A 26,473-nucleotide genomic window follows, 5' to 3' on the forward strand; every position below is an offset into this window, starting at 1 on the left:
GGGCGACTCTTAATTAGGTTTATGCTGCTGCAGTTTTGTTTTTGGATGATTCGGAAATTGCTACAGAGTAGATTACCAAACCGAAACCGATTTTGTTGATAGCATCAGCCAAGTTGTAGAACAAGTCGATTGAGCTTACCTCAAATGCACCTGACAACAAGTTTCCTGGCAATACCATGTAACCGATTGGATAGATTGACCATCCTAGGGTGATGAAGATTTTCAATAGGAACATAGCTCTTCCTAAAGCAGGGCTGTTGGAGTCTTTAGCCAATTTCGCTACATCTCCTGCGAATACTTCGTATACGATATACAAATAACCCAGGGTAGATAGGATACCCCACATGACGTTGCTATCGATACCTGAAGTTTCACCGATGTAACCGGTAATTAGCATGAAAAGAGATGCTACGATCAATTTGAAAAGAGTGGAACCTTTTGCACCAAATGGTTTGGTCAACAAATAGAACTCCACACACATCAAAGGTACTGTCAAAGTCCAGTCAACATAACGGAAAGCTGTTGGGCTGGAACCAGTTTGTAAATAGAAATCTCTCATGTAATAATAGTGAACTGCGGCAATACCTGTGATCAGTCCAGATACTAAAAGAGAGGTTTTCCATTTTCCATCTACAGATCCTCTTTCTACGAAAAAGAAGACTGCAGAAGCGAACATAGCCATATACCCAATGAAGAAGGTAATGGCTACCGGGTCTGAGTTAATGATTCGATCTAGTCCTACTAGATCGGCTGCTAAGGTTAGGTTCATAATTTTTAATGGGGAAAGTGTTAACTGTTTGATTTGCTTACTTAAATAGATTCAGAATTAAATTTGTTTAACAAAAAGGTCTTATAATTAAACAAAATGGTATAAAGTGTTAAAAAACAAGTTTATATGTACTATAATCAGGTAGGAATTGGTGAAAAAAATTTTACAAAAAATATGAATTTTAGAATAATATTTGGATTATTATAGGCGGGGCATACTATTCTATTCAGGTAGATAATGCTGTAATTATTCTCGTTTGAGTCACTTTTTTTGCTTATCTTGCCGAATCAATTGAATTTCAGAAAATCACCGTTTAAGCCCGTTTTAAGGGTTTTTTTCCAGTTAATATGAGCGAAGAAAAAGCGAAGAATCCGGCAGAGTACGGAGCCGGCAATATTCAGATTTTGGAAGGTCTGGAAGCAGTTAGAAAAAGACCTGCCATGTACATCGGAGATGTAGGAGTTAAGGGTCTTCACCACCTAATTTGGGAAGTAGTGGATAATTCCATTGACGAAGCCTTGGCTGGTCATTGTGATACTATTCATGTCACTGTCAATGAAGACAATTCCATCACTGTGGAGGATAATGGTAGGGGTATCCCAACCGATATGCACCCGAAGGAAAAACGTTCGGCCCTGGAGGTCGTGCTTACTGTGCTTCACGCTGGTGGTAAATTCGATAAGGACACTTACAAAGTTTCCGGAGGTTTGCACGGTGTGGGTGTTTCCTGTGTGAATGCTTTATCGACAGACCTTAAAGCTACTGTTTTTAGAAATGGGGTTATTACCGAGCAGGAATTTAAAATTGGTGTACCTCAATATCCTGCTAGAGAGATAGGGAAAACTGATAAGAGAGGAACAATCATCCACTTCAAGCCGGATGCCAGCATTTTTGCTGTTACTGAATTCAAGTATGAGACCATTGCCAACAGGCTTAGAGAAATGGCATATTTGAATGCGGGAATTCGAATTTACCTCAAGGATCTTAGAGAAATTGAAGACGATGGAAATCCAAAGTCTGATGAATTTTTCTCTGAAGGTGGTCTGGTTGAATTCGTAGAATACCTGGATGAGACTAGAGAGAAAATCATCGATGCACCTATTTATATAGAAGCTTTAGATCAGGATGTACCTGTACAGGTAGCGATGAGCTATAATAACTCCTATTCCGAAAATGTGGTTTCTTATGTGAACACTATCAATACCTACGAAGGAGGCTCCCATGTAACTGGATTCAGGAGAGCTCTAACCAGAACGCTCAAGTCCTACGCGGATAAATCCGGCATGTTGGATAAGTTGAAGATTGAGGTTTCCGGTGATGACTTTAGAGAAGGTCTTACTGCAGTTATTTCCGTAAAAGTTGCAGAGCCTCAGTTTGAAGGCCAGACCAAAACTAAATTGGGTAACTCCGATGTGGTAGGCGCAGTAGATTCTGCTGTTTCTGAGACATTACAGTCTTGGTTGGAAGAGCATCCAAAAGAGGCGAAAATCATCGTAGGAAAAGTAATCTTGGCAGCTCAGGCAAGACATGCAGCTAGAAAAGCTCGTGAAATGGTACAGCGTAAGAACGTACTTGGAGGCGGTGGTCTACCTGGAAAGCTTGCGGATTGTGCGAATTCTGATCCTACTGTTTGCGAATTGTACTTAGTGGAGGGTGACTCTGCAGGTGGTTCAGCCAAGCAAGGGAGAGATAGAGATTTTCAGGCCATTCTTCCCTTGAAAGGAAAAATCCTGAACGTAGAAAAAGCCCATGAGCACAAAATCTACGATAATGATGAAATCAAAAACATCCTGACTGCCTTAGGGGTTAAGTTTGGAACTGCTGATGACGATAAGGAACTTGATTTGACCGGTTTGAGATATCACAAAATCATCATCATGACGGATGCTGATATTGATGGGTCCCACATCCGAACTTTGATCTTGACTTTATTCTTCAGATATATGAGAACCTTGATTGAAAAAGGATATATCTACATTGCCTTACCACCTCTTTATTTATTGAAGAAAGGTAAAGATGAACGCTATTGTTGGACTGAAGAAGAGAGAAAAAGGTTGGTCTCCGAGATGGCCAAAGACGGTAAAGAGGACAGTGTCGGTATTCAGAGATACAAAGGTCTCGGTGAGATGAATCCAGAGCAACTTTGGACTACCACCATGGATCCCAATGTCCGGACCATTAAACAGGTGACTATTGATTCGGCAGCTGAAGCAGATCATCTCTTTAGCATGCTGATGGGAGATGAAGTCGCCCCTAGAAGAGAGTTTATCGAGAAAAATGCTAAATACGCAAAAATCGATACCTAATACTTCCCAAAGGGGCTTTCGAGCCCCTTTTTTTGGCCAATAAATAAGATAAGCTATTCAGGAACAAAATTATCAGGTATGAAACTGGCAGTTGGAGATAAATTCGAGTCAATCATCCAAAAAAGTGATTTAGTCAGTAGGGATTTAAGCTGGCTGAAATTTAATGAACGCGTGCTGGATCAGTCCAAAAAGGAGCACCGTTCAATTTTTGAAAAACTGAAATTTCTGGCAATCACTGCATCTAATCTGGATGAGTTTTTTATGATCCGTGTAGGTTCATTGTACAATTACCTGGATTATGATAAAGAGCGGATAGATTATTCTGGCCTGAGAGAAGAGCCTTTCAAGGCTAAATTGATGAAAGATTGCCAGCAATTTCATGCAGAGCAGCATCAGCATTTTATTGAAAATGTACTTCCTAGACTGGGCGAAGAGGGGATTTCTTTGGTCAATACTTCCAGACTGACAGCCGATGAGCAGGAAAAGGTCCGTCAGTATTTTCAGAAGGCTATTTATCCAATGCTCACGCCCATGGTGTATGACGGGTACAGAACTTTCCCGATTTTGATGAATAAGCTTCTGATCTTCGGTGTGGTGACAACTAGCCCGGGAGAGAAGAAGGATATGCGCAAACTCAGCTTTGTACAGATTCCGGCAAATATTCCTCGTTTTTTTGAAATCGAGCGGGATAACATGTTGCTTTTGATTCCAATTGAAGAGGTAATTCGTGAAAACATCGTTTCGCTTTTCAGAAATGTAGAAATAGAAGCAGTCAGTCTCTTCAGAATTACCAGAAATGGTGATTTTACTTTGGAAGAAAGTGAAGATATGGACGCGAACTTTCTGGAGGAAGTGAAGCGGAAGCTGATGGAAAGAAAAACAGGTAGGGTAGTTAGAATTGAAATTGAAGAAGGGTATAGCAAATGGATGCTGAATTCATTATTAGAGAGATGGAATCTGAAAAGTGATTCGGTCTTTTTGGTGAAGCGATCCAGCATGATTGATTTTACCGGTTTCTGGCAAATCGTAGGAAATAAAAAATTCAGGGATAGATTGCCACAAATTCCTGAGCCAGTCAAACCACTTTCTCTGAGGGATGAAGGGACTGCTGATATTTTTGAGATTTTGAAAGAAAAGGATATCCTGCTTCATCACCCTTATAACAATATCGATTCTATTCTAGACCTAATTGAGAAAGCGGCCGATGATCCGGATGTAATGGCCATCAAAATGACCATTTACAGGCTAGCTAAGGAAAGTAGAATTACCAAAGCTTTGTTGAAGGCAGCGGAGAATGGAAAACACGTTTCTGTTCTTTTTGAGGTCAAAGCGAGATTTGATGAGGAAAATAATATCAGGGAAGCCAAAAAACTTCAAAAGGCGGGATGCTTTGTGATTTATGGAATCACTCATTTGAAAACGCATACCAAACTTCTTTTGATTGTAAGAAAAGACAGAAATGAAATAACGCGTTTTGTTCACTTAGGCTCAGGTAATTACAATGAGGATACAGCAAGACTATATACAGATATTGGCCTTCTGACTACTAATGAGGTTTTGGCAAATGATGTATCAGAATTCTTTAATGTAATTACAGGACACAGTATGCCTTCTCAATATCAAAATTTGATTACTGCTCCTCGGGATATGAGAAATCAGCTAATTGAATACATTGAGCAGGAAGCAGAAAATGCAAGAAATGGTCTTCCAAGTGGGATTTTTATCAAAGTCAATTCTTTGGAGGATTCCGAAATTATTTATGCCTTGTACCGTGCTTCTCAGGCGGGTGTGATTATCAAATTAGTGATTAGGGGAATTTGTTGCCTAAGACCTGGAAGACCTGGCCTGAGTGAAAATATAGAAGTGATTTCTATTGTTGGAGACTTCTTGGAGCATTCCAGGATTTATCATTTCCATAATAATGGTCAAACACGAACTTATGCAGGTAGTGCTGATATGATGGTGAGAAGTTTTGATAAAAGACTGGAGTCTTTGTTCAAGGTTGAATCTCCATTATTGGAAAAGCAGTTGATGAATATCTTAGCTTTTAATCTTCGGGATAATTTCAATTCATACGTGATGCAAGAGGATGGGACCTATCTGGCTAAGGAGCCGAAAAATGGGGAAGAAGTATTCAATGTTCACAAAGAATTTTTCAATCTGGACCCTGATAAGGTAATGCAGGTCAGATTAATAGGTTAATAGATAATCTGATTATCCGCAATTATGCCAGTTGCCTTATTTTCTTTGCTTGACTGGATGGAAGATCGATGACCGAAGACCGAAGCTTCCGGATTCTGATCCCTTTAGCAGACAATAAGCCGTATTTTTGTCAAAATGGGTAAGAAAGTGGATATCCATAATAGATTAAAAAAAAAGCGCCGAGAGGCGCTTTTTTTATTTCTTTTTACTTGCAACAGCCAATAGAACAATTCCTGCTGCCACCACAATTCCTCCGGCATATTGAGGCCAATCCAGCTTATTTTCTTTGTCAGCTGTGACTTCTAATGGCCCCGCATCTATGACTTTTTCTTTGGTAGTGAAACTGATACTGCCGCTGAAAAGCATAAAAATGCCTGCAATAATTAAAATAATTCCGAAGATTTTCATTGAAAAAGGGTTTGAATGGAACAAAAACGAGTATAAAGGTTGATTTTATTGATGATTAATCCAATAATTAAAATGGATAAAAATATGGAATTAACCATGTTGCTAATATCCACATGATCAGGTTTAGTGGAATTCCCACCACCAAATAATCCCTGAACTTATAATTTCCTGGATTATAAATCATCGTATTAGTCTGGTAACCCATAGGAGACATAAAACTTAAGCTTGCCGCAAATGTAACAGCCATCAAAAAAGGTCTGCTATCCACTCCAATTGATGCAGCTACAGTGATGGCAATAGGAGCTAAGAGAGCAGCGGTAGCATTATTGGACATAATATTGGTCAATAAGAAAGTTAGTCCAAAAATTCCTCCCAAGACGGCCCTTGGTCCAAATTCACCTAGGTTTTCTGTGATAACATCCCCTAAGAGCTGTGCTCCTCCGGTTTTCTCAAGAGCGGCACCCATAGAAAGCACGCCGGCCAGCATCATAATTACTTTCCAATCAATAGCTTTATAAGCTTCCAAAGGGTTGATGGATTTAAGTAAGACAAGTACTACCACACCACCTATTGCGCTAACTGCAATTGGAAAAATTTTGAAAGCCGAAAGTAATATTACAGCTGCTAAGGTAGCTACAGTAAGAATACTTTGAGTCTTATTGATATTTCTGCTCTTATTTTCAGCCAGTAAAAGGAGATCATTTCCTTCACTTAGCCTTTGAATTGCTTCTTCTGTACCTCTGAGGAGTAAAATGTCCCCTGCACGTAGCTTAGTCTGTTTGAGTAAGCCTTCCAAAAGCCCAGCTCTGTGTCGGATACCCACTACAGTAATCTGATCAAAAATATGCCGGAAGTTAAGGGCTAATAGCTTTTTATTGACTAAGTCTGAGTTTGGAGTGACTAATGCTTCATACAGTCTAACTTCATCATCTGTCACATTCTCCGTGCTCCATTCCAATTCTGATTTTATCGATAGACCTGCGATTTTCTTGAGTTTTTGTATGGTTTCTTTTTCACAAGTGATTCTTATCAGGTCATCTTTTTCAATGGGAGTATTGGGATATACTTTCACTTTTCTTCCATCTGCTCTTAGAATTTGGAGGGCCTCAATTGGATAAGCTTTGAATAATTTCTGTTTGTGAAAAGGTTCACCGATTTGCTCAAACTCCTTGGTAATGACAATCTCAATGAGGTAATTTCCAAGATGGGAGCTTTCTTTTACGCTGAAATGAGCCTTTCGCTTTGGGATAAGCCAAGTGCCTATAGAAATCATATATATAATTCCAGCGATAAAAAATATAACTCCGGCTTTAGTCATTTCAAATACACCAAACTCTTCCAAGCCTTCTCTTGCAGCGATTCCACTTACGAGAATGTTGGTACTGGTGCCCAGTAGAGTACATATCCCACCCATTAAAGCTCCAAAAGATAAGGGCATTAAAACTCTGGATGGTGAAATGCCATTTTTTTTGGCGAGTTGAATAACGGTTGGCATTAATAAGGCGACAACTGCAGTATCGTTGATAAATGCGGATAAAATACCTGCGGAGAGCATCAAACTTAATATCAGACCAACCTCACTTTTTTGGGCTTGAAGGGTCAGTAAACGACCGAATGAGTCTAAAAGTCCTGTATTAAAGATTGCGGCAGAGATAACAAACATAGCTGCTACAGTGACTGTAGCAGGATTGGAAAAGCCGGCAAAGCCCTCTTCTAGGTCTAAAATCCCTGTAAAGATGAAAAGCCCCATGATGCCAATGCTAACGGTATCTATGCTCAGCCTTTCTGTAAAAAATAAAATCATCGCCAAACCAATGATGGCGAAAACAAGACCGATTTCAAATGTCATATTACATCAGGTGATAAGTGCCTTTTTTGAGTTTTTTCCGAACTCTGAAATAATTGTAAAAACCTAGAATGATTAAAATTAGAGATAATGCAAACGACAAGTATCCCAAATCTCGTATGTGATCCAAATTTTTTACCTCAAACAATGCCGTACCGCTTACCAGGAAATACAATGAGGTACGGATGTAGGATAGTAGGGTTCTTTGATTGGCTAAAGTAGTTCTCTGTCTAGCCAAAAAATCCCTGACTATTAATTCGTTTTCAAAGTCATTTTCCATATTTTGTTTTCTTGTCTAAGTTAATTTAATGAATCAGTATACTTATGAAAAGAATATTTACGCTTTTCTTTTTAGTTTTTGGGGTAGCCATTGCGCAAGCCCAAGAAACTGAAAAGGATACGACTTATTGGTTAAAAGAAATAGGGGGAGGTCTAAACTTTAACCAAGCATCATTCAGTGGTAACTGGACGGGTGGTGGAGTGAACTCCATTGCAGTTGGTACCTATCTTCAGGGTAGGGCAAATTATAAGAAGGAGAAATGGACTTGGGATAATACCTTGGATTTCATTTACGGTGTGGTAAAAAACCAAGACCAAGACGGTAGAAAATCCAATGATAGGTTATTTCTAGATTCAAAAGTCGGATACAAAATTGGCGAGTTCTGGAATTTATACTCCTCTGCAAATTTCCTTTCTCAGTTTGCACCAGGCTATAACTTTGACGACACAGGCAGAACCTTAATTTCCAAATTTGCCAATCCGGCTTACCTTACATTTGCTTTGGGATTTGAGTATAAGCCCAATGATGAGTTTAGCCTTCGTTTATCCCCCTTTGCTCCGAGATTTACATTTGTCACCGATACCGAATTATATTTGAATGTCCCTCAAAATTATGGAGTGCCGATAGGAGACAAGGTCAGAACAGAATTGCTTGCCATGAATATCATGGCAGATTGGAATAAACAACTTTCAGAGAATGTTTCTCTCCTGGTGCGTTACCAGTTGTATGCAAATTACGAGACCTTGGCATTTGACACGATTGATCATAGATTGGATGTAGCATTAACAGCGAAAGTTTCCAATTTGATCAATGTGAGTTTAACCAGTTTGAGCATTTACGATATTGATCAAGACGATAAAATACAATTTAGCCAAGGGCTAGCTTTGGGGATTTCCTTTAAGCGCAGTACGTTTCCGGCTAAGTAATTAATAAAAACAAATTTTTATTTTGGATTTTGTTTTGTTAATAATTGTATTATTTTTGAATTCATTGTGGTAGTTAAATAATAGTTGGTTTAGTTTTCAAATAAAGGGCAGGAGATTTTCTCCTGCTTTTTTATTTTAATCTTGGATAAGTACAATTTATAGCTTTTAAACTTATTTCTTTACTTCACTTTTCCTACTTCATATTTTATGGGAGTTTCCTTAGGGAGAAAATATTTTCTTTGGAAGTTCCATCCTTCAGCCAATTTGCCCACAGTCAAAAAAATCGGTCTATCTATTCTCATATTACCTTATCCCTGCTAGAGTATATAACAAAAAAAGCCCAGACTAAGAGTCTGAGCTTATAAGAGTGCACTCGGAAGGATTCGAACCCTCAACCCTCGGAGCCGAAATCCGATATTCTATCCAGTTGAACTACGAGTGCTGCTATATTTTAGCCTTTTAGTACACCTTGTACTTTTTCTGCAGCTTCTTTCAATGTGATTGCAGAGAAAACCTTAAGGCCTGATTCGTCAATGATCTTAGCACCTTCTTCAGCGTTGGTTCCCTGGAGTCTTACGATGATAGGAACTCGAATGTCTCCGATTGATTTGTAAGCTTCAACCACACCGTTAGCGATTCTGTCGCATCTTACGATACCACCAAATACGTTGATCAAAATCGCCTTTACATTAGGGTCTTGAAGAATAATTCTGAATCCAGCTTCTACAGTAGTAGCGTTTGCTCCTCCTCCTACATCTAGGAAGTTAGCCGGCTCACCACCAGATAATTTGATCATATCCATAGTTGCCATAGCCAGACCTGCTCCGTTCACCATACAGCCAACATTACCATCCAACTTCACATAGTTAAGGCCGGATTTTCCAGCTTCAACTTCCAATGGATCTTCTTCAGCCAAATCTCTCAATTCAGCCAAATCCTTATGTCTGTAAAGTGCATTGTCATCCAGATTTACTTTAGCATCTACTGCCAAAATTTTATCATCTGAAGTTTTCAATACCGGGTTGATTTCAAACTGAGAAGAATCTGTAGCTTCATACGCCTTATAAAGCGCAGTGATAAATTTGGTCATCTCCTTGAAAGCATTTCCGCTCAATCCTAATTTGAAAGCTACCTTTCTTACTTGGAATCCCTGAAGTCCTGCTTTAGGATCGATCCATTCTTTGATGATTTTCTCAGGATGTTTCTCGGCTACCTCTTCGATATCCATACCACCTTCGGTAGAAGCCATGATCACATTGGATCCTGTAGCTCTGTCCAAAAGGATAGAAACATAATATTCTTTAGGTTCTGAATCACCTGGGTAGTATACGTCCTCAGCGATCAAAACTTTGTTTACTTTTTTACCTTCCGGTCCGGTTTGGTGAGTTACCAAAGTTCCTCCAAGTATGTTCTTAGCCTTTTCAGCTACCTCTTCCAATTTTTTGGCAAGTACAACGCCATTGGAACCAGTTTCCTGAACCTTACCTTTTCCACGGCCTCCAGCATGGATTTGAGCTTTAATCACATACCAGGAAGTTCCTGTTTGAGCGTTTAGTTTTTCTGCAGCTTCTTGTGCGGCTTCGGGACTGTCTGCTACGATGCCCTCCTGAATTCTAACGCCGTAACTTTTTAGTACTTCTTTAGCCTGATATTCGTGAATGTTCATCTCTCAAAATTTTTGGGCGAAGTTAAGCCCTAGCCGTGGATAAATCAAACCTGAATTTTGCCTTTTTTATTTAATAGGACCTTATTTGATGGCATAAATGCCCTTTGCCTCGAAGAATTGTTCTAATTTTAGGAGCGTAAATTTTAATAGTATGTTGATAGCCAGAGACATCCATAAATCCTATGGAAATCTCCATGTTTTAAAAGGGGTGGATCTTGAGATTTCCACTTCCGAGATTGTTTCCATAGTCGGTTCATCGGGTGCCGGAAAAAGTACTTTGTTGCATATTTTGGGGACTTTGGATAAGCCAGATCAAGGAACTTTGTCCATGAATGGAAAGGATTTAATAGCCATGAAAGGAGAGGGGCTGGCTCAATTTAGAAATCAGCAAATAGGCTTCATTTTTCAATTTCATAATTTACTTCCTGAGTTTACAGCTTTGGAAAATATTCAAATACCAAGCTTTATTCAGGGAAAAAATCCTCAGCAAATCGAAAAAAAAGCTGGCGAATTGGCTGAAATTCTGGGTATTTCCCATCGACTGGATCATAAACCATCCACTTTGTCCGGTGGGGAACAGCAACGTGTGGCAGTGGCAAGAGCCTTGATCAATAGTCCGGAAGTGGTTTTTGCTGACGAACCCAGCGGCAACTTGGATACCAGCAATGCAAGGGCTTTGCATGAGCTGTTTTTTACCTTGAGAAAAGAGTTGGGGCATTCCTTTGTGATAGTTACTCACAATGAGGAATTGGCTGCCATGGCTGATAGAAAAGTGGAAATGAAAGACGGAAATATCCTCAGCTAACTCATTTATTGAGTTTTTTGAGCATGCTTTCTATATGTCCTTTGGATTCAAACATATCTGAAAAAACTCCAGCTATTTTCATTTCGGAATCTATCAGATAAGTAATCCTTTTCGGCATTTTGATCAGCGGTACCAAGGCATCATATTTTTGGCAAACCTTTCCTGAGGTATCAGATAAAAGTTCGAAGGGAAGGTTGAATTGCTTTTTGAATTTCTCATGCGTAGACAAGTCATCTCTGCTAACGCCAAAAACGGGAATGTCCAAGTCCCGAAATGCCGCAAACTGATCTCTGAATTCACATGCCTCTGCAGTACAAACTCTTGTAAAATCTTTTGGGTAGAAATAAAGGATGAATGATTTGCCTTCTAAATCCCTGCTGGGTTTGAGTTCTGTTCCGGATGTCCCTTTCAAAGTGAAATCCGGAGCAGCTTGTCCTAGTTTTAATGCCATCTTATCTTTTTTAACTCTCCTAAGTATAGATAGTTTATTCTGTTTTTGAAGATTTTTTTTGAACTCTCCAATGATAATTTTGCTTTGTAAGTACAACACCCTAAAAATGAAATAAAAAATTGAAGATTTCTAGCGTTCAATCCATGCTTTTGGCTGGAGTATTTTTTGCGTTGATGAATGTATCAGTCAAGTTCATTCCTCATATCCCTGCCATAGAGATTATTCTGTTTAGGTCTATTTTCTCCTTGATTTTCAGCTATGTTTTTTTGAAAAATCAAAAAATACCGGTCTTTGGGAATAATAAGAAACTGTTGGTTATCCGTGGAATTGTAGGTTCAGTGGGCCTGATAGGGTTCTTTTATACGCTTCAAAAAATTCCATTGGCCAGTGCCGTAACTATACAATATCTATCCCCAATCTTTACAACCATTCTTGGTATTTTTCTAGTTAAAGAAAAAGTCAAACCCATACAGTTTCTTTATTTCTTTATATCCTTCGCTGGCGTTTTAGTGATACAGGGTTTTGATCCTCGAATTGATTTCTTTTATGCCGGAATCGGAATCATCGCCGCACTTTTTTCTGGTTTGGCTTACAATGTGATTCGAAAGCTCAAAAACACAGAGCACCCGCTGGTGATCATATTTTATTTTCCTTTGGTAACTCTTCCAGTTGCTTCGCTGATTAGTTATTTTACTTGGGTTCAACCGATAGGCTGGGATTGGTTGATTTTACTTTGGATAGGTATTTGTACTCAGGCAGCACAATATTTTATGACAGTTGCTTATCAAAATGCCAACGTCTCAAAAATTTCCAGTCTGAGTTATTTAGGAATTTTATATGCATTGTTCTTTGGGTTCGTTCTATTTGGAGAAACCTTCGGAATAATGTCCTATGTTGGAATGGGATTGGTATTAATAGGCATTTTGCTGAATTTAAGAGAAAAATAATCTGTTATCTGATTACAATTTTATAAGTGGAATCGACTTAAAATAAAAAAGGAACTCATGCGCCCACATGCTTTACTTTCAACTTTGACTTTTGCCTTATTGGCTTTGCTGTCTTTTTCTTGTGTTCAGGATAATCAGATCAGAGATAATTCATTTGATTGCGAGTTATTTGCTTACACAGACACCATTTATTACATCAATGCGACCCAAAATGTCATTGTAAATCCTATTACCAACGCATCAGGAACTTTCACTGCCAGTCCTGATGGCTTGGCTATCAATGGAGAGACGGGAGCAATTGACGTAAATGCAAGTGAAACCGGATTGAAATATAAAGTAACATTTACTCCGGAAGGAAGCTCCAGTTCCTGTGAGACTTTCGTTACCGTCGGAGGGGTGAATTACCGGGATGGTATTTATGTCCTTGGGCAGAATCAAATACAGGCAGCTCCGATTTATAATGGAGTTCCGGGTTTGTTACTTCCCTGCGATGATGGAGATGATGACGACGATGATGATACCAGCTGTGATTTTGATGTAGAGGATCAAAACGGTATTTCTCTAGAGGATCTAGGCTTTGAGATTTCATCCAAAGGTGTTTTTGACCTTCAAAAAACAGTTGAAAATGGGACATTTGGTGCTATTCCCGTAAACGGACAAGTCCTAGATGTTGAATTGCTTTATAGATTACCTGATTTAAGCAATCTGGCACTCAATTCTATCCCCTTGAGATTTTTCTATTTTGAAACTGTGGCAGACATTCCTCAAGCATTATTAGATGATATTGAGGAAAAAAATGACCTTATCAATGAGCGAAGAGGAGGAAATTGGGTTAATTTTAGATCACTAAATGAAACCCGACCTGCCGGCAAGCCGAGACCTCCTTTTGTGGTAATCGTAGCTCGTCTGGAGTAGGGTTTGTCCCTATTTCCGTGTTTTTAAAGAGACTTTATCTTTCCATTTTCCTAAGCTTATGCTTCTCACCCATATGCGTATTAGCGCAAGGAAACCTGGATTTGCTGAAAAAAGCCGACTCTCTTTACCAGTTGCCTTCACCTACTGAGGAGGATGATAGGCTTGCCATCATGCTGTACTCTGAGGCTTTGGCTGAAACTCCCAATTCTGAAGAGGTTCAGCTTTTCTTGAGAGGCTCTGAAAGGTTAGGAGTGTTACTTTCTGTATATGGAGAAAATGAAGCTGCAGCCAAATCTTACAGAAAAGGAATTCAACTAGCCAAAGCATTTAAACTTCCAGATACTTTAATTTACTCATCCCATCTATTTTTGGGAGAGCTTCTTTTTAGCTTGAGTAAGCTGGACAGTTCTATTTACCATTTAAAAGAAGCTGAAAGTCTTCAGAAATTGATTCAGGGAAAGACTCAGCCCGAACGACTATTTAATGCTTTGGGAGTCTATTATTTTGAAACAGGAAATTACAGCCAAAGTATCAGCTATTTCAGTAGGGCAGAGTCAGCATTGCCTTCTTCTTTAGGGGATTATGGACGATATGCACGCTATAGTTTTTTGAGTAATAAGGCATCAGCCTTGTATAATCTGGAAAAATACGATAGTGCGAAAAAGATTTATGAGGATTTACTGACTTGGGAGATTAATCCAAATCAAGTTCGAATCAATCTGGCAAACACTCATTTGGAAGAGGGAAATCCTGATCAAGCACTGGATGTATTAAATCAAATTAGTGAAACCTCCGAGCCTTTAAAGTTTTCGCATTGGAATTTACTTGCGAAAGGTTATTTGTTAAAAAAGGATCTTGAAGCTGCTGAATTGGCTTTGGATAGGACTAGGGACTCTCTCATGATCAAGTTGATGAGGAAAAAAGATCTTCAGAGAGGTATCTATTATAATCTTAGAGGCCAGCTCCATGAACAGAAAAAGGAGTATCAGAAGGCTTTGAATTCTTACCAAAAAGCGATAATAGAGCTGCATCCTACTTTTGAAAATCCGGACATTTTTCAAAATCCTGAAAAATCATCCTTAGGAATGTCCTCAATCACGCTCTTTGAAGTTTTAGCATCAAAGGCGGAAGTAGCCTGGATGCTTTATGAAAAAGAAGAAGATTCCAAATGGTTCAGGTTGGGCTTGAGTACCTATCTCAGTGCTTTCGATTTTGCAAATTACATCAGCTTCAATTTTGATAATGATGAGGCTAGGATTTTTTTGGGCGACCAAGTTCTCAAGGCTTATCAAAACGCCATCGAGAAGATTTACAATATTGCTCTAGAGAGAGATGAATTGGATTTAATGGAACAGGCTTTTGTTTGGGCAGAGCAAAGCAAAGCTGGGGCTTTGAGGCAAAGTGCCTATTTTGAAAGACTCAAAAGAAGGTCTGGAATCCCTTTAGCGAAGCTTCAGGAAGAGGAAAATCTCCAATTTCTGCTTTCAAAAAATTATCAGAGACAATATTTATCCAATGATCCCGAAGAGTTAAAGAAGCTTCAGGAGGAATTTATCAAACTGCAAGTTGACTTGTCCAGGTTACGTGAAGAATTCAAGAGTTTTTTGCCTGATTTTGAAAATGCAGATGTCTTCAGCTTAGCTAGATATCAGGATCAATTGGGTAGGAGGAAGGCGAGTTTATCTCTATTTCAAACTTCTTCAAAATTATTTGTTTTTTGGGTTGAGCCTGATTTTTTCGATTTCAAAGCGTTGGATATCAAAGAAATCAATTTCAGAGAACTTGAAAATTGGAGGAAGGCATTACAAACTCCTAACTTGGGCAGAAAGTATGATGCTGGTTCCTTCATCAGTCAATTTGGGAAAACACTTTTTGACCCTTGGCTGTTGAGAATGAAAAGCCGGAATCAGTTGATTGTAGTTCCTCATGCGCAGTTTAATCCTATTCCTTTTGAGGTATTACCCATTGATAGAGAATATTTAATTGAGCGAATTGCAGTTTTATATCAGTTTTCTGCTGCTTTGGTTAAATCAGAACCCAAGAAAGAATGGTTTTCCAATGCTGTTTTGGGTTTTTCTCCATTTGAGCAAAAGGGATTTCAAGGCTTATCAAGGTTGCCCGGATCCAAAGAGGAAATAAGCAGGAAAGGATTTACCGTGTTTACAGATGAGTCTGCAGATCTGGAAACTTTCTTGAAAGAAGCCCCTAATTATCCCTATATCCATTTGGCGACGCATGCAAAAGCTGAGCCCGGGGACATCAATTCTTCATTTATCGCATTCTATCCCGGTCTGGAAGAATTTAGGCTTTTTTCTCAGGAATTGAGCTATCAGGCTTTGGACTCGGTTGAATTTGTATTTCTCAGTGCATGCGAAACAGGAGCGGGGCAGTTGAGTGATTCTGAGGGGTTGATCAGTTTAGCTAGAAGCTTCGCTCTGGCTGGAGCGGATCACTTAATTACCTCATTGTGGTTAACCGAAAATCAGGTAGCTGTGTATTTATCAGATGCCTTCTATAAACATTTGCAAAAGGGAGAATCCTATGCCTCAGCATTAAGATTGGCAAAATTGGATCTACTAAGCGATCCTAAAATGTCGCAATTTTCACATCCCGGTTATTGGGCAAATTATGTGTTAATTGGTCAGCCTGAAGTAGTTTCTTTTGAGCGAAAAGTGAAAGAAGTAATAGGTAGGATAGCTTTGGTTCTCTTTATTCTAGCGGGTATAGTCTGGATAATTTACAGGTCAAATAAAAAGGAATAAAAAAATCCGGCAAATTGCTCTGCCGGATTATTTCGCTGAAAATTAGCCCTATTTTAGTTTCAGCTCAATTTCGCTTGAAGCTTCTATTTTATCCAATACTCTTTCATAGATTTCTCTATTTTTTGTTCTTGAAATTAGCAAGACACCATCAGTCAATTCTGCATTTTCCAATTCAGAATTTGAGATACTAGAGAACCAGCCTTTTGCATTAATTTCTAACATTGCCAAAGGATTATTTACTGCATCGAGGAAGAATAATTCATCATCATCTTCGGCTTCCAACTCAACTTCAAAATCCAAGTCCTCGTCATCATCTCCAAAAACTTGAAGTCTAAATGGTACTGAACTTCCGTCTTCCTTATTAAAAGTACCGTCTAGCTGAATGCTTGGCTCGTTTCTGTTATCAATCAAGTCAATTTCAAATTCAACTTCATAATAGTTTCCAGCAGGAATATTGATAAAGAAGTCGGCTCCTGAATCAAATTCATTGAAATCGATTTTCAGAATTTCCGGAAATTTATATTCAAGCTCACGCTCGAATTCTCCATTTTCGTCAACTCCTTCTGTTTCCAACTCAATTTTTTTCACTTGTAAAAAGCCTGAGTTGATATCAAGTCCGGAATTTTGGATTCTTGCGCCTGGGTTAGTCCCGGAGTTCATTTTGACTCCAACACCCATTCTCACTTCTCCTTCACCTAAGGAAAGAGGATCTTCATCATTGTTACAGGCAGCTAGCCCGATAATCAAAAATGTGCTTAGTGTTAATTTGATTAGTGTTCTCATAATTTTTGTTGGTTTAATCCTTTGTCGGAGTCAATTGCAAATATGTAACCACTTAACTGAAAAAAAATTAAAAAAACTCCCATAGGGGAGTTTTTCGCTTTATTCAATTCACTTTTTCAACTTTAGAATTCTTATTTTCCATAAGTCCGACTTCGTAAAGTTTTTGAAATATCGATGTGAAGGATCCTGCAAGATCTTTTCAAGCCGTGATTCAGCCTCATCATATTTTTCCTGCTGAAGTAATGACTGGATCAGGTAATAATCGATTTCCTCAGAAAATACTGGTTCTTCCAATTGTGAATTTCTGGTTTCTAGATCTTTTAATATGATTTCAGCCAAAGCTGACTTTTCGTTTTCCAAATCAGCCATGGCTAAAATAAATAGGGATTCTAAATCTGATTGACTGACCTGACTTCTTAAGGACTCTATCAGCTCATAATCCTGGCTGAGGTAGGCATCCTGAATTTGTGAGAATGTATTTTGTTCTCCTCTCATCACAGGAATTTGATAGCTGTAAAAATTTTCTACCATGGAATTTTGGGACGTTGTGACGAATAGTGCCACAGTTGCCACCACCAGTAAAAAAGACAGACCTGCGGCGATTCTTCCAGCCCAAGACCAAAGTGGATTTGCTTTTGAATCTGCTTTTTTTCTCTCCTTCAAAAATGATTTTTGAGTTCCGGAGATCAATTCTGCCCAGGAGTTCATAGCTATTGCCTCTCTTGAGAGTTTTAGTAATTCCAGTTCCTCTCTTAAAGAGGCGTCTTCCTTTAAGCTATTTTCAAGTAGTATTTTTTCTTCAGAAGCTAATTTTCCATCCAAATAAGCTTCCAATGTTTCCAAGTCTATATTATTCATGGCGTAAAGCTTTTTGAAGGTTTTGATATACTTGAGGTGAAGCCTGTGTTTTTTCAATCAATGATTTCAGGCATTTGTATTTTTTGTTTCTGAGAACTTGCTCTGAACTAAAGTCAAGTTTCTCGCAAATCTCCTTCATTGGAAGTTCTTCATAGTAGAAGAGTTGAAGAATCTGCTTGCATTTGTTTCCCAACTCCTGAAAGAGTCCCATGATGTATTTGAGACTCTCGGTTTTTGCTATACTTTCCGAGACATCTGAATCTACTTTTTCAGTACTTTCTTCATATTTCTCTTGCCTTGCAGCAGAGCTTTTTCTTTTTCTTAATTCTGTGATCCAAAGGTTTCTACAAATACTGTAAAGAAAGGATTTGATGGAGGACTCTGCTCTGAATTTTCCTTCAGAAATCATTTGTACAAAAATCAGCATCACTTCCTGAATGATGTCTGCCGCATCGTCTGAGCTGCCGGAATTCTGTAAAATGTAATTTTCTAAGACTCCGTAATATTGTCGATAAAGTAAAGTTATTGCCATATTCTGCCGGTTTTTGGTTAGGATCATTTCCACCAGTTCCTGATCAGTGAAATTTGGATTTAGCTTCATTTGCTATTCATCTTTAGGTCGATACAGCTTGGAATTTTGTAACCACAATATCCAAAAAAAACAGTTCATCAGTGATAAAACTTCATTTGTCCGGAAATGTGTTTAGAAAACTTTAGGGAAGAATCAATGTCTGTTATATTTTTAAGTCAGAATTGAATTTATGAAAATCACGAAAGACTTATATCAGGGAAGTTTGGCCCTTCTCACTGACTTTTATCAGCTTACCATGGCATATGCCTATTGGAAATCGGGAAAAGGTGAGCAGGAGGCTGTTTTTAATCTGTTTTTCAGAAAACATCCATTTCAAGGCGGTTTTACCTTGGCAGCTGGACTGGATTATGTCATTGACTATTGCAGCAATTTTAGGTTTGGGAAAGAGGATATAGAGTACCTCTCACAAATGAAAGCCCCTGATGGAAGCCAACAGTTTGAAAAGGGGTTTTTGGAGTATTTGAGCGAATTAAAATTCAGTTGTGACATAGATGCGGTGGAGGAAGGAACCGTGGTATTTCCCAATGCACCTATGGTGCGTGTAAAAGGCCCTTTAATCCAGTGTCAGTTGCTGGAAACACCCCTTCTGAATATCCTCAACTTCCAATCATTGATCGCTACTAAGGCTGCTAGAATTAATTTGGCAGCAAAAGGAGAACCGGTATTGGAATTCGGTTTACGAAGGGCACAAGGCATAGATGGAGCATTGGCAGCAAGTAGAGCGGCCTATATTGGAGGGTGTGCTTCTACCAGTAATGTAATGGCAGGAAAACTATTTGGAATACCTGTTTCCGGAACACATGCCCATAGCTGGATCATGTCATTTGAGACTGAACTGGAAGCTTTCGAAGCCTATGCAGATGCATTTCCCAATCAATGTGTCTTTTTGGTAGATACCTATGATACAATCAATGGAATCAAAAACGCAATTAAGGTTGGCCAAGCTTTGCGAAAAAAAGGGAAAGAGATGATGGGGATCCGAATTGACAGTGGAGATTTGGCTTATTTTTCCAATCAAGCAAGAGAACTCTTGGATGAGGCAGGGTTTCCTGAGGCAAAAATTGTAGCTTCCAATGACCTGGATGAGCATATCATTACTTCTTTGAAAGGGCAGGAGGCCTCAATCAATGTATGGGGTGTTGGAACCAAACTGGTGACAGCATTTGATCAGCCTGCCTTGGGCGCCGTTTATAAGTTGTCAGCTATTAAAACCGAGAATGGAATTTTTCAGCCTAAGATTAAAATCAGTCAACAATCCCTGAAAATCAATATTCCGGGAATTCACAATGTGAAGCGATACTACTCCAATGACAAAGCAGTGGCTGATATGATTTACTTGGAAAATGAGGAGATCAACCCGAGAGGTACGGTCATTATTGATCCAACTGATCCGACTAGAAGAAAAAGAATCATGCCGGCATTTTATCAGGAAGAGGATTTATTAAAACCTATTTTCAAAAATGGGAAAGCAGTTTATCAAAGTCCTGATATTCAAAAAATCCGTGAAAGAGCGCAGAAACAGCTGGATTCCTTTGATAAAACACATAAGAGATTGGTCAATCCGCATCTATATCCAGTGGGCTTGGAGGAAAATTTGCACCATTTGAGAATGGAATTGGTTTTACAGGCAAAAAAGATGGAAAATGGCAATGCATAATTCAAAGTCAGCTTTGGTAATCGTAGATGTTCAATATGATTTTCTACCGGGAGGCGCTTTAGCGGTCTCTGATGGAGATCAAATTGTACCCATCATTAATTCAATTCAGGAAAAATTTGAATTGATCATAGCGACTCAGGATTGGCATCCAGTAGATCATCAAAGCTTTGCGGCCAATCATGAAGGCAAGAATCCTGGGGAGCTGATTGATCTCCATGGATTGACTCAGGTTTTGTGGCCAGTTCACTGTGTACAGTTTACCAAAGGAGCCCAATTTTCCTCGGACCTTAATCAATCTCAATGGGAGGATATTTTTCAAAAAGGGACTAATCCGGAAGTAGACTCGTATTCAGGCTTTTTCGATAATGCCAGAAGAGGGGATACAGGTTTGGGAAAATTTTTAGAAGATATTGGAGTGGAAAAGGTATATGTTTGCGGTCTTGCACAAGATTATTGCGTGAAGTTTACATCCATGGATTCGAAAAGCCTGGGGTTTGAAACCTATTTAATTACGGATGCGACCAAGCCTGTAAACCTTAAAGCGGAAGATGGAGATGTTGCCTTGAAAGAAATGCAGGATGCAGGAATTCATTTAATTACCTCAAAAGACCTTTAAAAGAATGTTTGAATTTAACCCAGACAAATACTATCCCCAAGAAACGGAAAGCAGAGTTGTAATCCGCTTTCAAGATTGCGATCCTTTACAGCATTTAAATAATGCGAAGTATTTTGATTACTTCTTCAATGCGAGGGAGGATCAGGTGCCAAAGCTGTATGGCTTGGAAGTTATTGATTTGATCCGAAAGTATAAAGCTGCCTGGGTGGTGTACAATCATAATATCAGCTATGTCAAACCTGCTATGGTGGGGGAGTGGGTTCGCATCATGAGCCGAATCATCTGGCACAATCACAATACTATAGTGGTTGAATACTACATGACTGATGATAGCAAGACTCAGCTCAAGACCTTGCTTTGGTCTACTATGCGCTATGTAACGTTGGCTGAAGGGAAGTCAACAGATCATGAAGGTGCAGTAGAAGATTTCTTAAAGGCCACTTCCGGAAACCTGGATATCAGCAATTTAGATATCAAAGATCGAGTAAAAATGTTGATTTCAGAGTTTAAGAAATCTTAAAAGAAGAATTTAATTGTCCCGCGACGAACAAGACCTGTACAGAAGCGTACAGGTTTTTTTATTTGTAAAAATTGGCATGATGCGATGGAAATTTTTTTTGAATTAATTTTCCTTAACAATACCGGCAATCATGCAACCTTCTTCCAGTAAGAAATCCAAGGATTTTGTTCGGAACTGATACAAGCGAACGGGGATTTGCCCAGTAGTTATACAGTTTTTGTTAATTTTTTGACACGTTATCCAAATTTAATTTTGTTCAATTGTTAATTTTTTGAAAAATGTATTTTCTCAGTTCTAATGAGAAACTGGGATTATTCAGAGTTGGTATGTCCTTCGCAAGAGGATAGACATTGAAACACTAAACCAACTCACATTATGAAAACCTTATTCACAATCGCAATGGCCGGACTTTTAGCAACTAGCACTCTAGCTTCAAATTCAAATGAAGACTTGATGGCTTTATCTACTGCCAGCGCCAAGTTTAAAAAAGTAAACGTCCTTCTTAAAGAAGGTATTGGGAAAGCCAAAGTAGCAATCCTTGATGAGGATGGAAAAATGCTCCACCAAAGAAAAGTAAATGTAAAGGACCAGCAAGTAATCGTTCCTTATGACTTGAATGAAATGCCTTGTGGAGAATATCAGGTCAAAATTACTACGGAGGATGAGGAAGTAACTTACAAGGTGGAAACGTTTGAGCGCAAAAAAATAATTGATGAGTATCCATTGGCAGCTTACGGTAAGAAAGTGGACGATCAGACCATCAATTTATCTGTGTTTGGATTGACCGAACCTGGAGTTCGAGTTAAAGTTCGTCATGAAGATTCTGATGCAATTTTGCACTCTGAAAGAATCAATGTTTCAGAAGGCTTTACCAAGGATTTCAAATTGCAGGGATTAAGTCCTGAAGAAGTTTATTTGGAGGTAACAGACTCTAAAGGAAGAATGAAAATTCTCCATTTCTAATTCAAAAATTGAAGAAAAAAAGCTCCAGACGCAGATGTTTGGAGCTTTTTTGTTTTTCACGGCAACTTAGCCAAGAATGAGCTTTCTTCCCTTTTCCAATAATTTTTTCTTTGCTTCCAGATCAAAATTTACTGGAAGCTGGGCTATTCCTATCAACCTTCTCAAGATTTCAACCCCATGATATTGATCCAACAAAGCTTGGGAATAAGGCAGGGTATAATGATCCTGGAAAGCTTGCTGAATAATTTCAGAGTTTCCACTGAGATCTCCATGTGCCAAGACCACGCCTAGATCAAACTCGGCATCACCCATAAAACCAAATTCAGGATCAATGACTTTTAAATCACCTTGAGATTCTATCCAGCTACCTGGATAAAAGTCACCATGAAGTAAAGTCTTTCCGGTAGAAAGATATCTTTTACCTAATTCAGTGATTTTGGATTTCAGCTGTGTATCCCTTTTCCAAGCCATACTCAAATCCTGCAAGCCAGGCTGAACGCTATCTAAGTCAAAGCCATTTTCTTCTAAGAAAGGAAAATTGAAAATGTGCTCATGATTTAATTTCTTCATTTCTAGATTTTCAGGAAAACCCAACCCATCAACCTGATGTAGGAAATTGAGATATTGAAAGATGGATTTTGCATGATTTTGACTTAAAGAAAAATCAGCTTGATACATTTTCGAAAAGTCTCCTTCTGTCCCTAAATCTGCAGTAATTAAAATATGTTGATCAGGATAATAAGCCAATACTTCCGGGGAGTAGGGACGCAGACTTTCCTGCTGATTAATCCTGCTGAGATATTGGTATTCTACATCAATTCTTTCGATGGGAGCAGGGATTTGAGGGAATTTCCTGACATAAGGTTTGGATTGCTTGAGGATGACAGACCTTTCATTTGTCTGTACTCTTAAAACCAGGTTCATATTACTGTCGCCGGCAGGCAATACATTGAGAATTTTTTCTCCTTTATTCCAAAAATCCAGTACTTCTAAATCAGAAATGGGGCTGTTGATACTTAACTCGGTCATAGGAAAGCTAGATGTCTTTGTGGTTGAAGTTTAAACATAAGTCTTGTTAATCAATTTTTCAGAAAAGGAATTGTTTATTTTTCCTTAAATGAAAACCCTGAATTAACCTCAAAAACGGCTGAATTTTCTATTTTTGAGGGAATTAAAAACGATATAAACCCAATGTTTGGACTACCACGAATGTTATTTACCGAAGAGCATGAGCTTTTTCGGCAGAGTGTAAAAGATTTTATTGCCAGGGAGATTAGCCCCTACAATGCAGAATGGGAGAAACAAAAAATGGTTTCTCGAGAATCCTGGAAAAAATTTGGTGAAAACGGATTCTTAGGCATACAGGCTCCCGAGTCTTTGGGAGGAATGAACATACAGGATTTTCGATACAATGCGATTTTAATTGAAGAATTAGGATTGAGTGGATGCTCAGGACCTGCGATTGGATATCCCCTTCACAGTGACATTGTGATGCCTTATATTTTGCATTATGGCACAGAAGAAGCCAAGCAGAAGTATATCCCCAAGATGGTTTCAGGCGATTTTATCGGTGCCGTTGCAATGACTGAGCCCGGTGCTGGTTCTGATTTACAGGGAATGCGTACATCAGCTGAGGATAAAGGAGATCATTTTTTGGTTAATGGAAGTAAAACTTTCATTACAAATGGTTATCTATCTGATGTTGTGGTTGTTGCGGTTAAAACTGACCCTGCAAAAGGTGCAAAAGGCATCAGTTTGGTTCTGATTGATAAGGATATGAAAGGATTTTCAAAAGGAAAGCCTTTTGAGAAAGTTGGCCTTCATGCCCAAGATACTTGCGAATTATTCTTTGAAGATGTGAAAGTTCCAAAGGAAAACCTTCTTGGTAAGTTGGGAGAAGGGTTCAAATATTTGATGACTGAACTTGCCCAAGAGCGATTGGTAGTTGCTTTGGCAGCAGTTGCTTTGGGAGAATATATGCTGGCATCCACAGTTGAATATGTGAAGCAAAGAAAAGCCTTCAATAAAAGTATTTCGGAGTTTCAAAATACCAGGTTCAAATTAGCGGAAATGACAGCAGCTTTAGAACAGGGAAGAATCTATTGTGACCATTTGGTGCAGTTGCATAATTCCAAATTAGTTGATCCTGCTATGGCATCGGCAGCTAAATACAATATGACCGAGCTTCAGTGCAAGGTGGCGGATGAATGTGTACAATTACACGGAGGATATGGGTACATGTGGGAGTATGGAGTAGCTCGAGCTTATGCAGATGCCAGAGTTCAGCGAATTTATGCAGGTACAAATGAAATTATGAAGGAGTTAATTGCCCGAAAAATTTTAAAATAGAATTATATTAGGCTTTAATTAAATATAACGTTACACCCAAATTAGCCAATCGATGAAGGATTTTCCGTGGTTTAAACATTACCCTGCCTCTGTTGAAAAAGAAGTGAATTGTGAAGCATACTCCAGTGTTGCAGATTTATTCGATGAAAGCGTTGAGAAATACAAAGATGCAGTCGCCTATGAATGTATGGGTAAGACAATGTCTTTCAATCAAGTAAATGAATACAGTGCTCATTTTGCTTCTTACCTGACTGAGGAATTAAAGTTGAAAAAGGGTTCCCGCGTGGCAATCCAAATGCCTAATATTCTTCAATATCCCGTGGTGATGTTTGGTGCCCTGAGGGCTGGAATGGTTGTAGTAAATACCAATCCGCTTTATACATCTTCCGAGATGAAGCATCAGTTCAATGATTCTGGGGCAGATGTAATCGTGATCGTTGCCAACTTTGCCTACAACTTGGAGAAAATCCTTCATGAAATTCCCGCTAAACATGTCATAATAACAGAATTAGGGGATATGTTGGGTGGTTTCAAAGGCACTTTGGTGAACTTGGTGGTGAAGCATATCAAAAAAATGGTTCCTGCTTACAGTATTCCCAATGCTGTTTCTTTGAAATCCACACTTTCAAAAGGAGCTAAGCATAGCTTCAAAAAACCAAAGATTTCTCTTCAAGATACCGCTTTCCTGCAATATACAGGAGGAACTACAGGAGTTTCCAAAGGTGCAGAGTTAACCCATGGCAATATAGTAGCCAACATGCAGCAGATTTCTGCTTGGATGAAACCTAAGTTGAAAGAGCGAGAGGAAATTGTAATTACTGCTTTGCCATTATATCATATTTTCGCCTTGACAGTGAATTGTTTGGCTATGCTAAAAATTGGAGCACATAACCTTTTGATCACCAATCCAAGGGATATGAAGGCCTTTTGCAAAGACCTATCCAAGCATCAATTCACGGTTTTCACAGGTGTAAATACCTTGTTCAATGGACTTCTCAATCAAGAGGCATTTTTGAATCTTGACTTCAGCAAATTAAAGATCGCAGTAGGAGGAGGGATGGCTGTTCAGAAAGTTACTGCCGAAAAGTGGAAAAAAGTTACTGGAGTTCCTTTAGCAGAGGGGTATGGCTTGACAGAGACTGCACCAGTAGCTACATGTAATCCTATTGATGGAACTGAGAGAATTGGGACAATTGGAATTCCTTTGCCAAATACGGAAGTTATGATTGCCAATGACGAGGGTGAACCATTGGGATTAGGAGAAAGAGGAGAGATTTTGATTAAAGGACCTCAAGTGATGAAAGGCTATTGGAATCGTCCCAAGGAAACCGCAAATGTAATGCATGGAGATTGGTTTAAGTCAGGAGATATTGGAGTTATGGATGAAGATGGCTTCTTCAAAATCGTGGATAGAAAGAAGGAAATGATACTAGTTTCTGGGTTTAATGTCTATCCTAATGAAGTTGAAGATTGTATAGCTTCCTGTCCAGGAGTACTAGAAGTCGGGGTAATTGGAATGCCGGATCCTAAATCAACTGAGAAAGTGGTAGCCTATGTAGTAGCAAAAGATCAAAGTCTGAAGGCTGAGACTGTTATAGCACATTGCCACGAATCTTTGACCAACTATAAGATTCCAAAAGAAGTATATTTTACTGATGAGCTACCTAAATCCAATGTGGGTAAGATTCTGAGGAGAAAAATCAAAGAGGCTCATATAGAAAAGCACGGAGACAAATAAAAACATTCATGAATTAGAGCTTCACAAACGGGAATGAAAGAGTTGACTTTTCGTATAAGTAGAATATTGAGATTTACTTATCAGTTATGTCGACACAAATTGAATTCGAGCAGG

At 38.9% G+C, this 26,473-nt stretch carries 23 protein-coding genes and 1 tRNA gene; 13 read left to right on the forward strand and 11 right to left on the reverse strand.

The window, feature by feature from the left end; translation table 11 throughout:
* Positions 1-19: 19 nt before the first annotated feature.
* Positions 20-769: a bacteriorhodopsin gene (locus FL972_RS02450; RefSeq protein ID WP_144603177.1), complete on the reverse strand. Its 750-nt coding sequence runs from the start codon at positions 767-769 to the stop codon at positions 20-22.
* 347 nt (positions 770-1,116) lie between these two features.
* Between FL972_RS02450 and gyrB the strand changes: the two genes are divergently transcribed.
* Entirely contained in the window at positions 1,117-3,075 is a 1,959-nt protein-coding gene (gyrB, locus tag FL972_RS02455) for a DNA topoisomerase (ATP-hydrolyzing) subunit B (protein ID WP_144603180.1), read from the forward strand.
* A 78-nt stretch (positions 3,076-3,153) separates the two neighbouring features.
* Complete coding sequence (ppk1, locus tag FL972_RS02460; protein ID WP_144603182.1) at positions 3,154-5,277, forward strand: polyphosphate kinase 1; 2,124 nt, start codon at positions 3,154-3,156, stop codon at positions 5,275-5,277.
* Between the two features lie 195 nt (positions 5,278-5,472).
* Here ppk1 and FL972_RS02465 read toward each other — a convergent pair whose 3' ends face one another.
* The 3 genes from FL972_RS02465 to FL972_RS02475 all read right to left on the reverse strand — a co-directional run bounded on the left by FL972_RS02465 (position 5,473) and on the right by FL972_RS02475 (position 7,811).
* On the reverse strand, positions 5,473-5,685 hold the full coding sequence (locus FL972_RS02465) for a hypothetical protein (RefSeq protein ID WP_091649897.1): 213 nt from the start codon (positions 5,683-5,685) through the stop codon (positions 5,473-5,475).
* A 67-nt stretch (positions 5,686-5,752) separates the two neighbouring features.
* Positions 5,753-7,534, reverse strand: coding sequence for an SLC13 family permease (locus FL972_RS02470; protein ID WP_144603184.1), 1,782 nt, complete (start codon positions 7,532-7,534; stop codon positions 5,753-5,755).
* A gap of 1 nt (position 7,535) precedes the next feature.
* A complete protein-coding gene (locus FL972_RS02475) occupies positions 7,536-7,811 on the reverse strand; it encodes a YidH family protein (protein ID WP_144603186.1) in 276 nt (91 codons plus the stop codon).
* A 44-nt stretch (positions 7,812-7,855) separates the two neighbouring features.
* Here FL972_RS02475 and FL972_RS02480 point away from each other — a divergent pair, with 44 nt between their 5' ends.
* Positions 7,856-8,737, forward strand: a complete 882-nt coding sequence (locus FL972_RS02480; protein WP_144603189.1) for a DUF3078 domain-containing protein — start codon at positions 7,856-7,858, stop codon at positions 8,735-8,737.
* A gap of 368 nt (positions 8,738-9,105) precedes the next feature.
* Here the strand turns inward: FL972_RS02480 and FL972_RS02485 are convergent.
* A tRNA-Arg gene (locus FL972_RS02485) sits at positions 9,106-9,179 on the reverse strand.
* A gap of 9 nt (positions 9,180-9,188) precedes the next feature.
* On the reverse strand, positions 9,189-10,403 hold the full coding sequence (sucC, locus tag FL972_RS02490) for an ADP-forming succinate--CoA ligase subunit beta (RefSeq protein ID WP_091649907.1): 1,215 nt from the start codon (positions 10,401-10,403) through the stop codon (positions 9,189-9,191).
* A gap of 151 nt (positions 10,404-10,554) precedes the next feature.
* Between sucC and FL972_RS02495 the strand changes: the two genes are divergently transcribed.
* Positions 10,555-11,208 carry an ABC transporter ATP-binding protein gene (locus FL972_RS02495; RefSeq protein ID WP_144603191.1) on the forward strand — a complete coding sequence of 218 codons (654 nt, stop codon included), beginning with the start codon at positions 10,555-10,557 and terminating at the stop codon, positions 11,206-11,208.
* Between the two features lies 1 nt (position 11,209).
* Here FL972_RS02495 and FL972_RS02500 read toward each other — a convergent pair whose 3' ends face one another.
* On the reverse strand, positions 11,210-11,659 hold the full coding sequence (locus FL972_RS02500; RefSeq protein WP_144603193.1) for a peroxiredoxin: 450 nt from the start codon (positions 11,657-11,659) through the stop codon (positions 11,210-11,212).
* Positions 11,660-11,802: 143 nt separating this feature from the next.
* Here FL972_RS02500 and FL972_RS02505 point away from each other — a divergent pair, with 143 nt between their 5' ends.
* The 3 genes from FL972_RS02505 to FL972_RS02515 all read left to right on the forward strand — a co-directional run bounded on the left by FL972_RS02505 (position 11,803) and on the right by FL972_RS02515 (position 16,283).
* Positions 11,803-12,606: a DMT family transporter gene (locus FL972_RS02505; RefSeq protein WP_144603230.1), complete on the forward strand. Its 804-nt coding sequence runs from the start codon at positions 11,803-11,805 to the stop codon at positions 12,604-12,606.
* Between the two features lie 57 nt (positions 12,607-12,663).
* Positions 12,664-13,521 carry a hypothetical protein gene (locus FL972_RS02510; protein ID WP_144603195.1) on the forward strand — a complete coding sequence of 286 codons (858 nt, stop codon included), beginning with the start codon at positions 12,664-12,666 and terminating at the stop codon, positions 13,519-13,521.
* 101 nt (positions 13,522-13,622) lie between these two features.
* The gene (locus tag FL972_RS02515) at positions 13,623-16,283 is read left to right on the forward strand and encodes a CHAT domain-containing protein (protein ID WP_144603197.1); all 2,661 of its coding nucleotides are present in this window, start codon (positions 13,623-13,625) and stop codon (positions 16,281-16,283) included.
* A 48-nt stretch (positions 16,284-16,331) separates the two neighbouring features.
* Here the strand turns inward: FL972_RS02515 and FL972_RS02520 are convergent, their stop codons facing one another.
* The 3 genes from FL972_RS02520 to FL972_RS02530 form a co-directional block, all read right to left on the reverse strand.
* On the reverse strand, positions 16,332-17,066 hold the full coding sequence (locus FL972_RS02520; RefSeq protein WP_245756357.1) for a hypothetical protein: 735 nt from the start codon (positions 17,064-17,066) through the stop codon (positions 16,332-16,334).
* Positions 17,067-17,174: 108 nt separating this feature from the next.
* Positions 17,175-17,924, reverse strand: a complete 750-nt coding sequence (locus FL972_RS02525; RefSeq protein ID WP_144603199.1) for a hypothetical protein — start codon at positions 17,922-17,924, stop codon at positions 17,175-17,177.
* Positions 17,917-18,456: an RNA polymerase sigma factor gene (locus FL972_RS02530; RefSeq protein WP_250161269.1), complete on the reverse strand. Its 540-nt coding sequence runs from the start codon at positions 18,454-18,456 to the stop codon at positions 17,917-17,919. The genes FL972_RS02525 and FL972_RS02530 overlap by 8 nt, the downstream gene beginning before the upstream one ends.
* 229 nt (positions 18,457-18,685) lie before the next feature.
* Here FL972_RS02530 and FL972_RS02535 point away from each other — a divergent pair, with 229 nt between their 5' ends.
* The 4 genes from FL972_RS02535 to FL972_RS02550 all read left to right on the forward strand — a co-directional run bounded on the left by FL972_RS02535 (position 18,686) and on the right by FL972_RS02550 (position 22,272).
* On the forward strand, positions 18,686-20,173 hold the full coding sequence (locus FL972_RS02535; RefSeq protein WP_144603203.1) for a nicotinate phosphoribosyltransferase: 1,488 nt from the start codon (positions 18,686-18,688) through the stop codon (positions 20,171-20,173).
* Positions 20,160-20,789 (forward strand): bifunctional nicotinamidase/pyrazinamidase, encoded by a 630-nt coding sequence (gene pncA / locus FL972_RS02540; RefSeq protein ID WP_370627665.1) that lies wholly within the window; start codon positions 20,160-20,162, stop codon positions 20,787-20,789. The genes FL972_RS02535 and pncA overlap by 14 nt, the downstream gene beginning before the upstream one ends.
* A gap of 4 nt (positions 20,790-20,793) precedes the next feature.
* Positions 20,794-21,309, forward strand: coding sequence for an acyl-CoA thioesterase (locus tag FL972_RS02545; protein WP_144603206.1), 516 nt, complete (start codon positions 20,794-20,796; stop codon positions 21,307-21,309).
* A gap of 375 nt (positions 21,310-21,684) precedes the next feature.
* Complete coding sequence (locus tag FL972_RS02550) at positions 21,685-22,272, forward strand: hypothetical protein (RefSeq protein ID WP_091649934.1); 588 nt, start codon at positions 21,685-21,687, stop codon at positions 22,270-22,272.
* A gap of 66 nt (positions 22,273-22,338) precedes the next feature.
* Here FL972_RS02550 and FL972_RS02555 read toward each other — a convergent pair whose 3' ends face one another.
* Positions 22,339-23,301 (reverse strand): phosphotransferase, encoded by a 963-nt coding sequence (locus FL972_RS02555; RefSeq protein WP_144603208.1) that lies wholly within the window; start codon positions 23,299-23,301, stop codon positions 22,339-22,341.
* Between the two features lie 162 nt (positions 23,302-23,463).
* Here FL972_RS02555 and FL972_RS02560 point away from each other — a divergent pair, with 162 nt between their 5' ends.
* Positions 23,464-24,621, forward strand: a complete 1,158-nt coding sequence (locus tag FL972_RS02560) for an acyl-CoA dehydrogenase family protein (RefSeq protein WP_144603211.1) — start codon at positions 23,464-23,466, stop codon at positions 24,619-24,621.
* Between the two features lie 52 nt (positions 24,622-24,673).
* Complete coding sequence (locus tag FL972_RS02565) at positions 24,674-26,359, forward strand: AMP-binding protein (RefSeq protein ID WP_144603214.1); 1,686 nt, start codon at positions 24,674-24,676, stop codon at positions 26,357-26,359.
* The last annotated feature ends 114 nt before the right edge of the window (positions 26,360-26,473 follow it).

The sequence above is a fragment of the Algoriphagus algorifonticola genome (genome assembly GCF_007655305.1).
Classification (GTDB): Bacteria; Bacteroidota; Bacteroidia; order Cytophagales; family Cyclobacteriaceae; genus Algoriphagus; species Algoriphagus algorifonticola.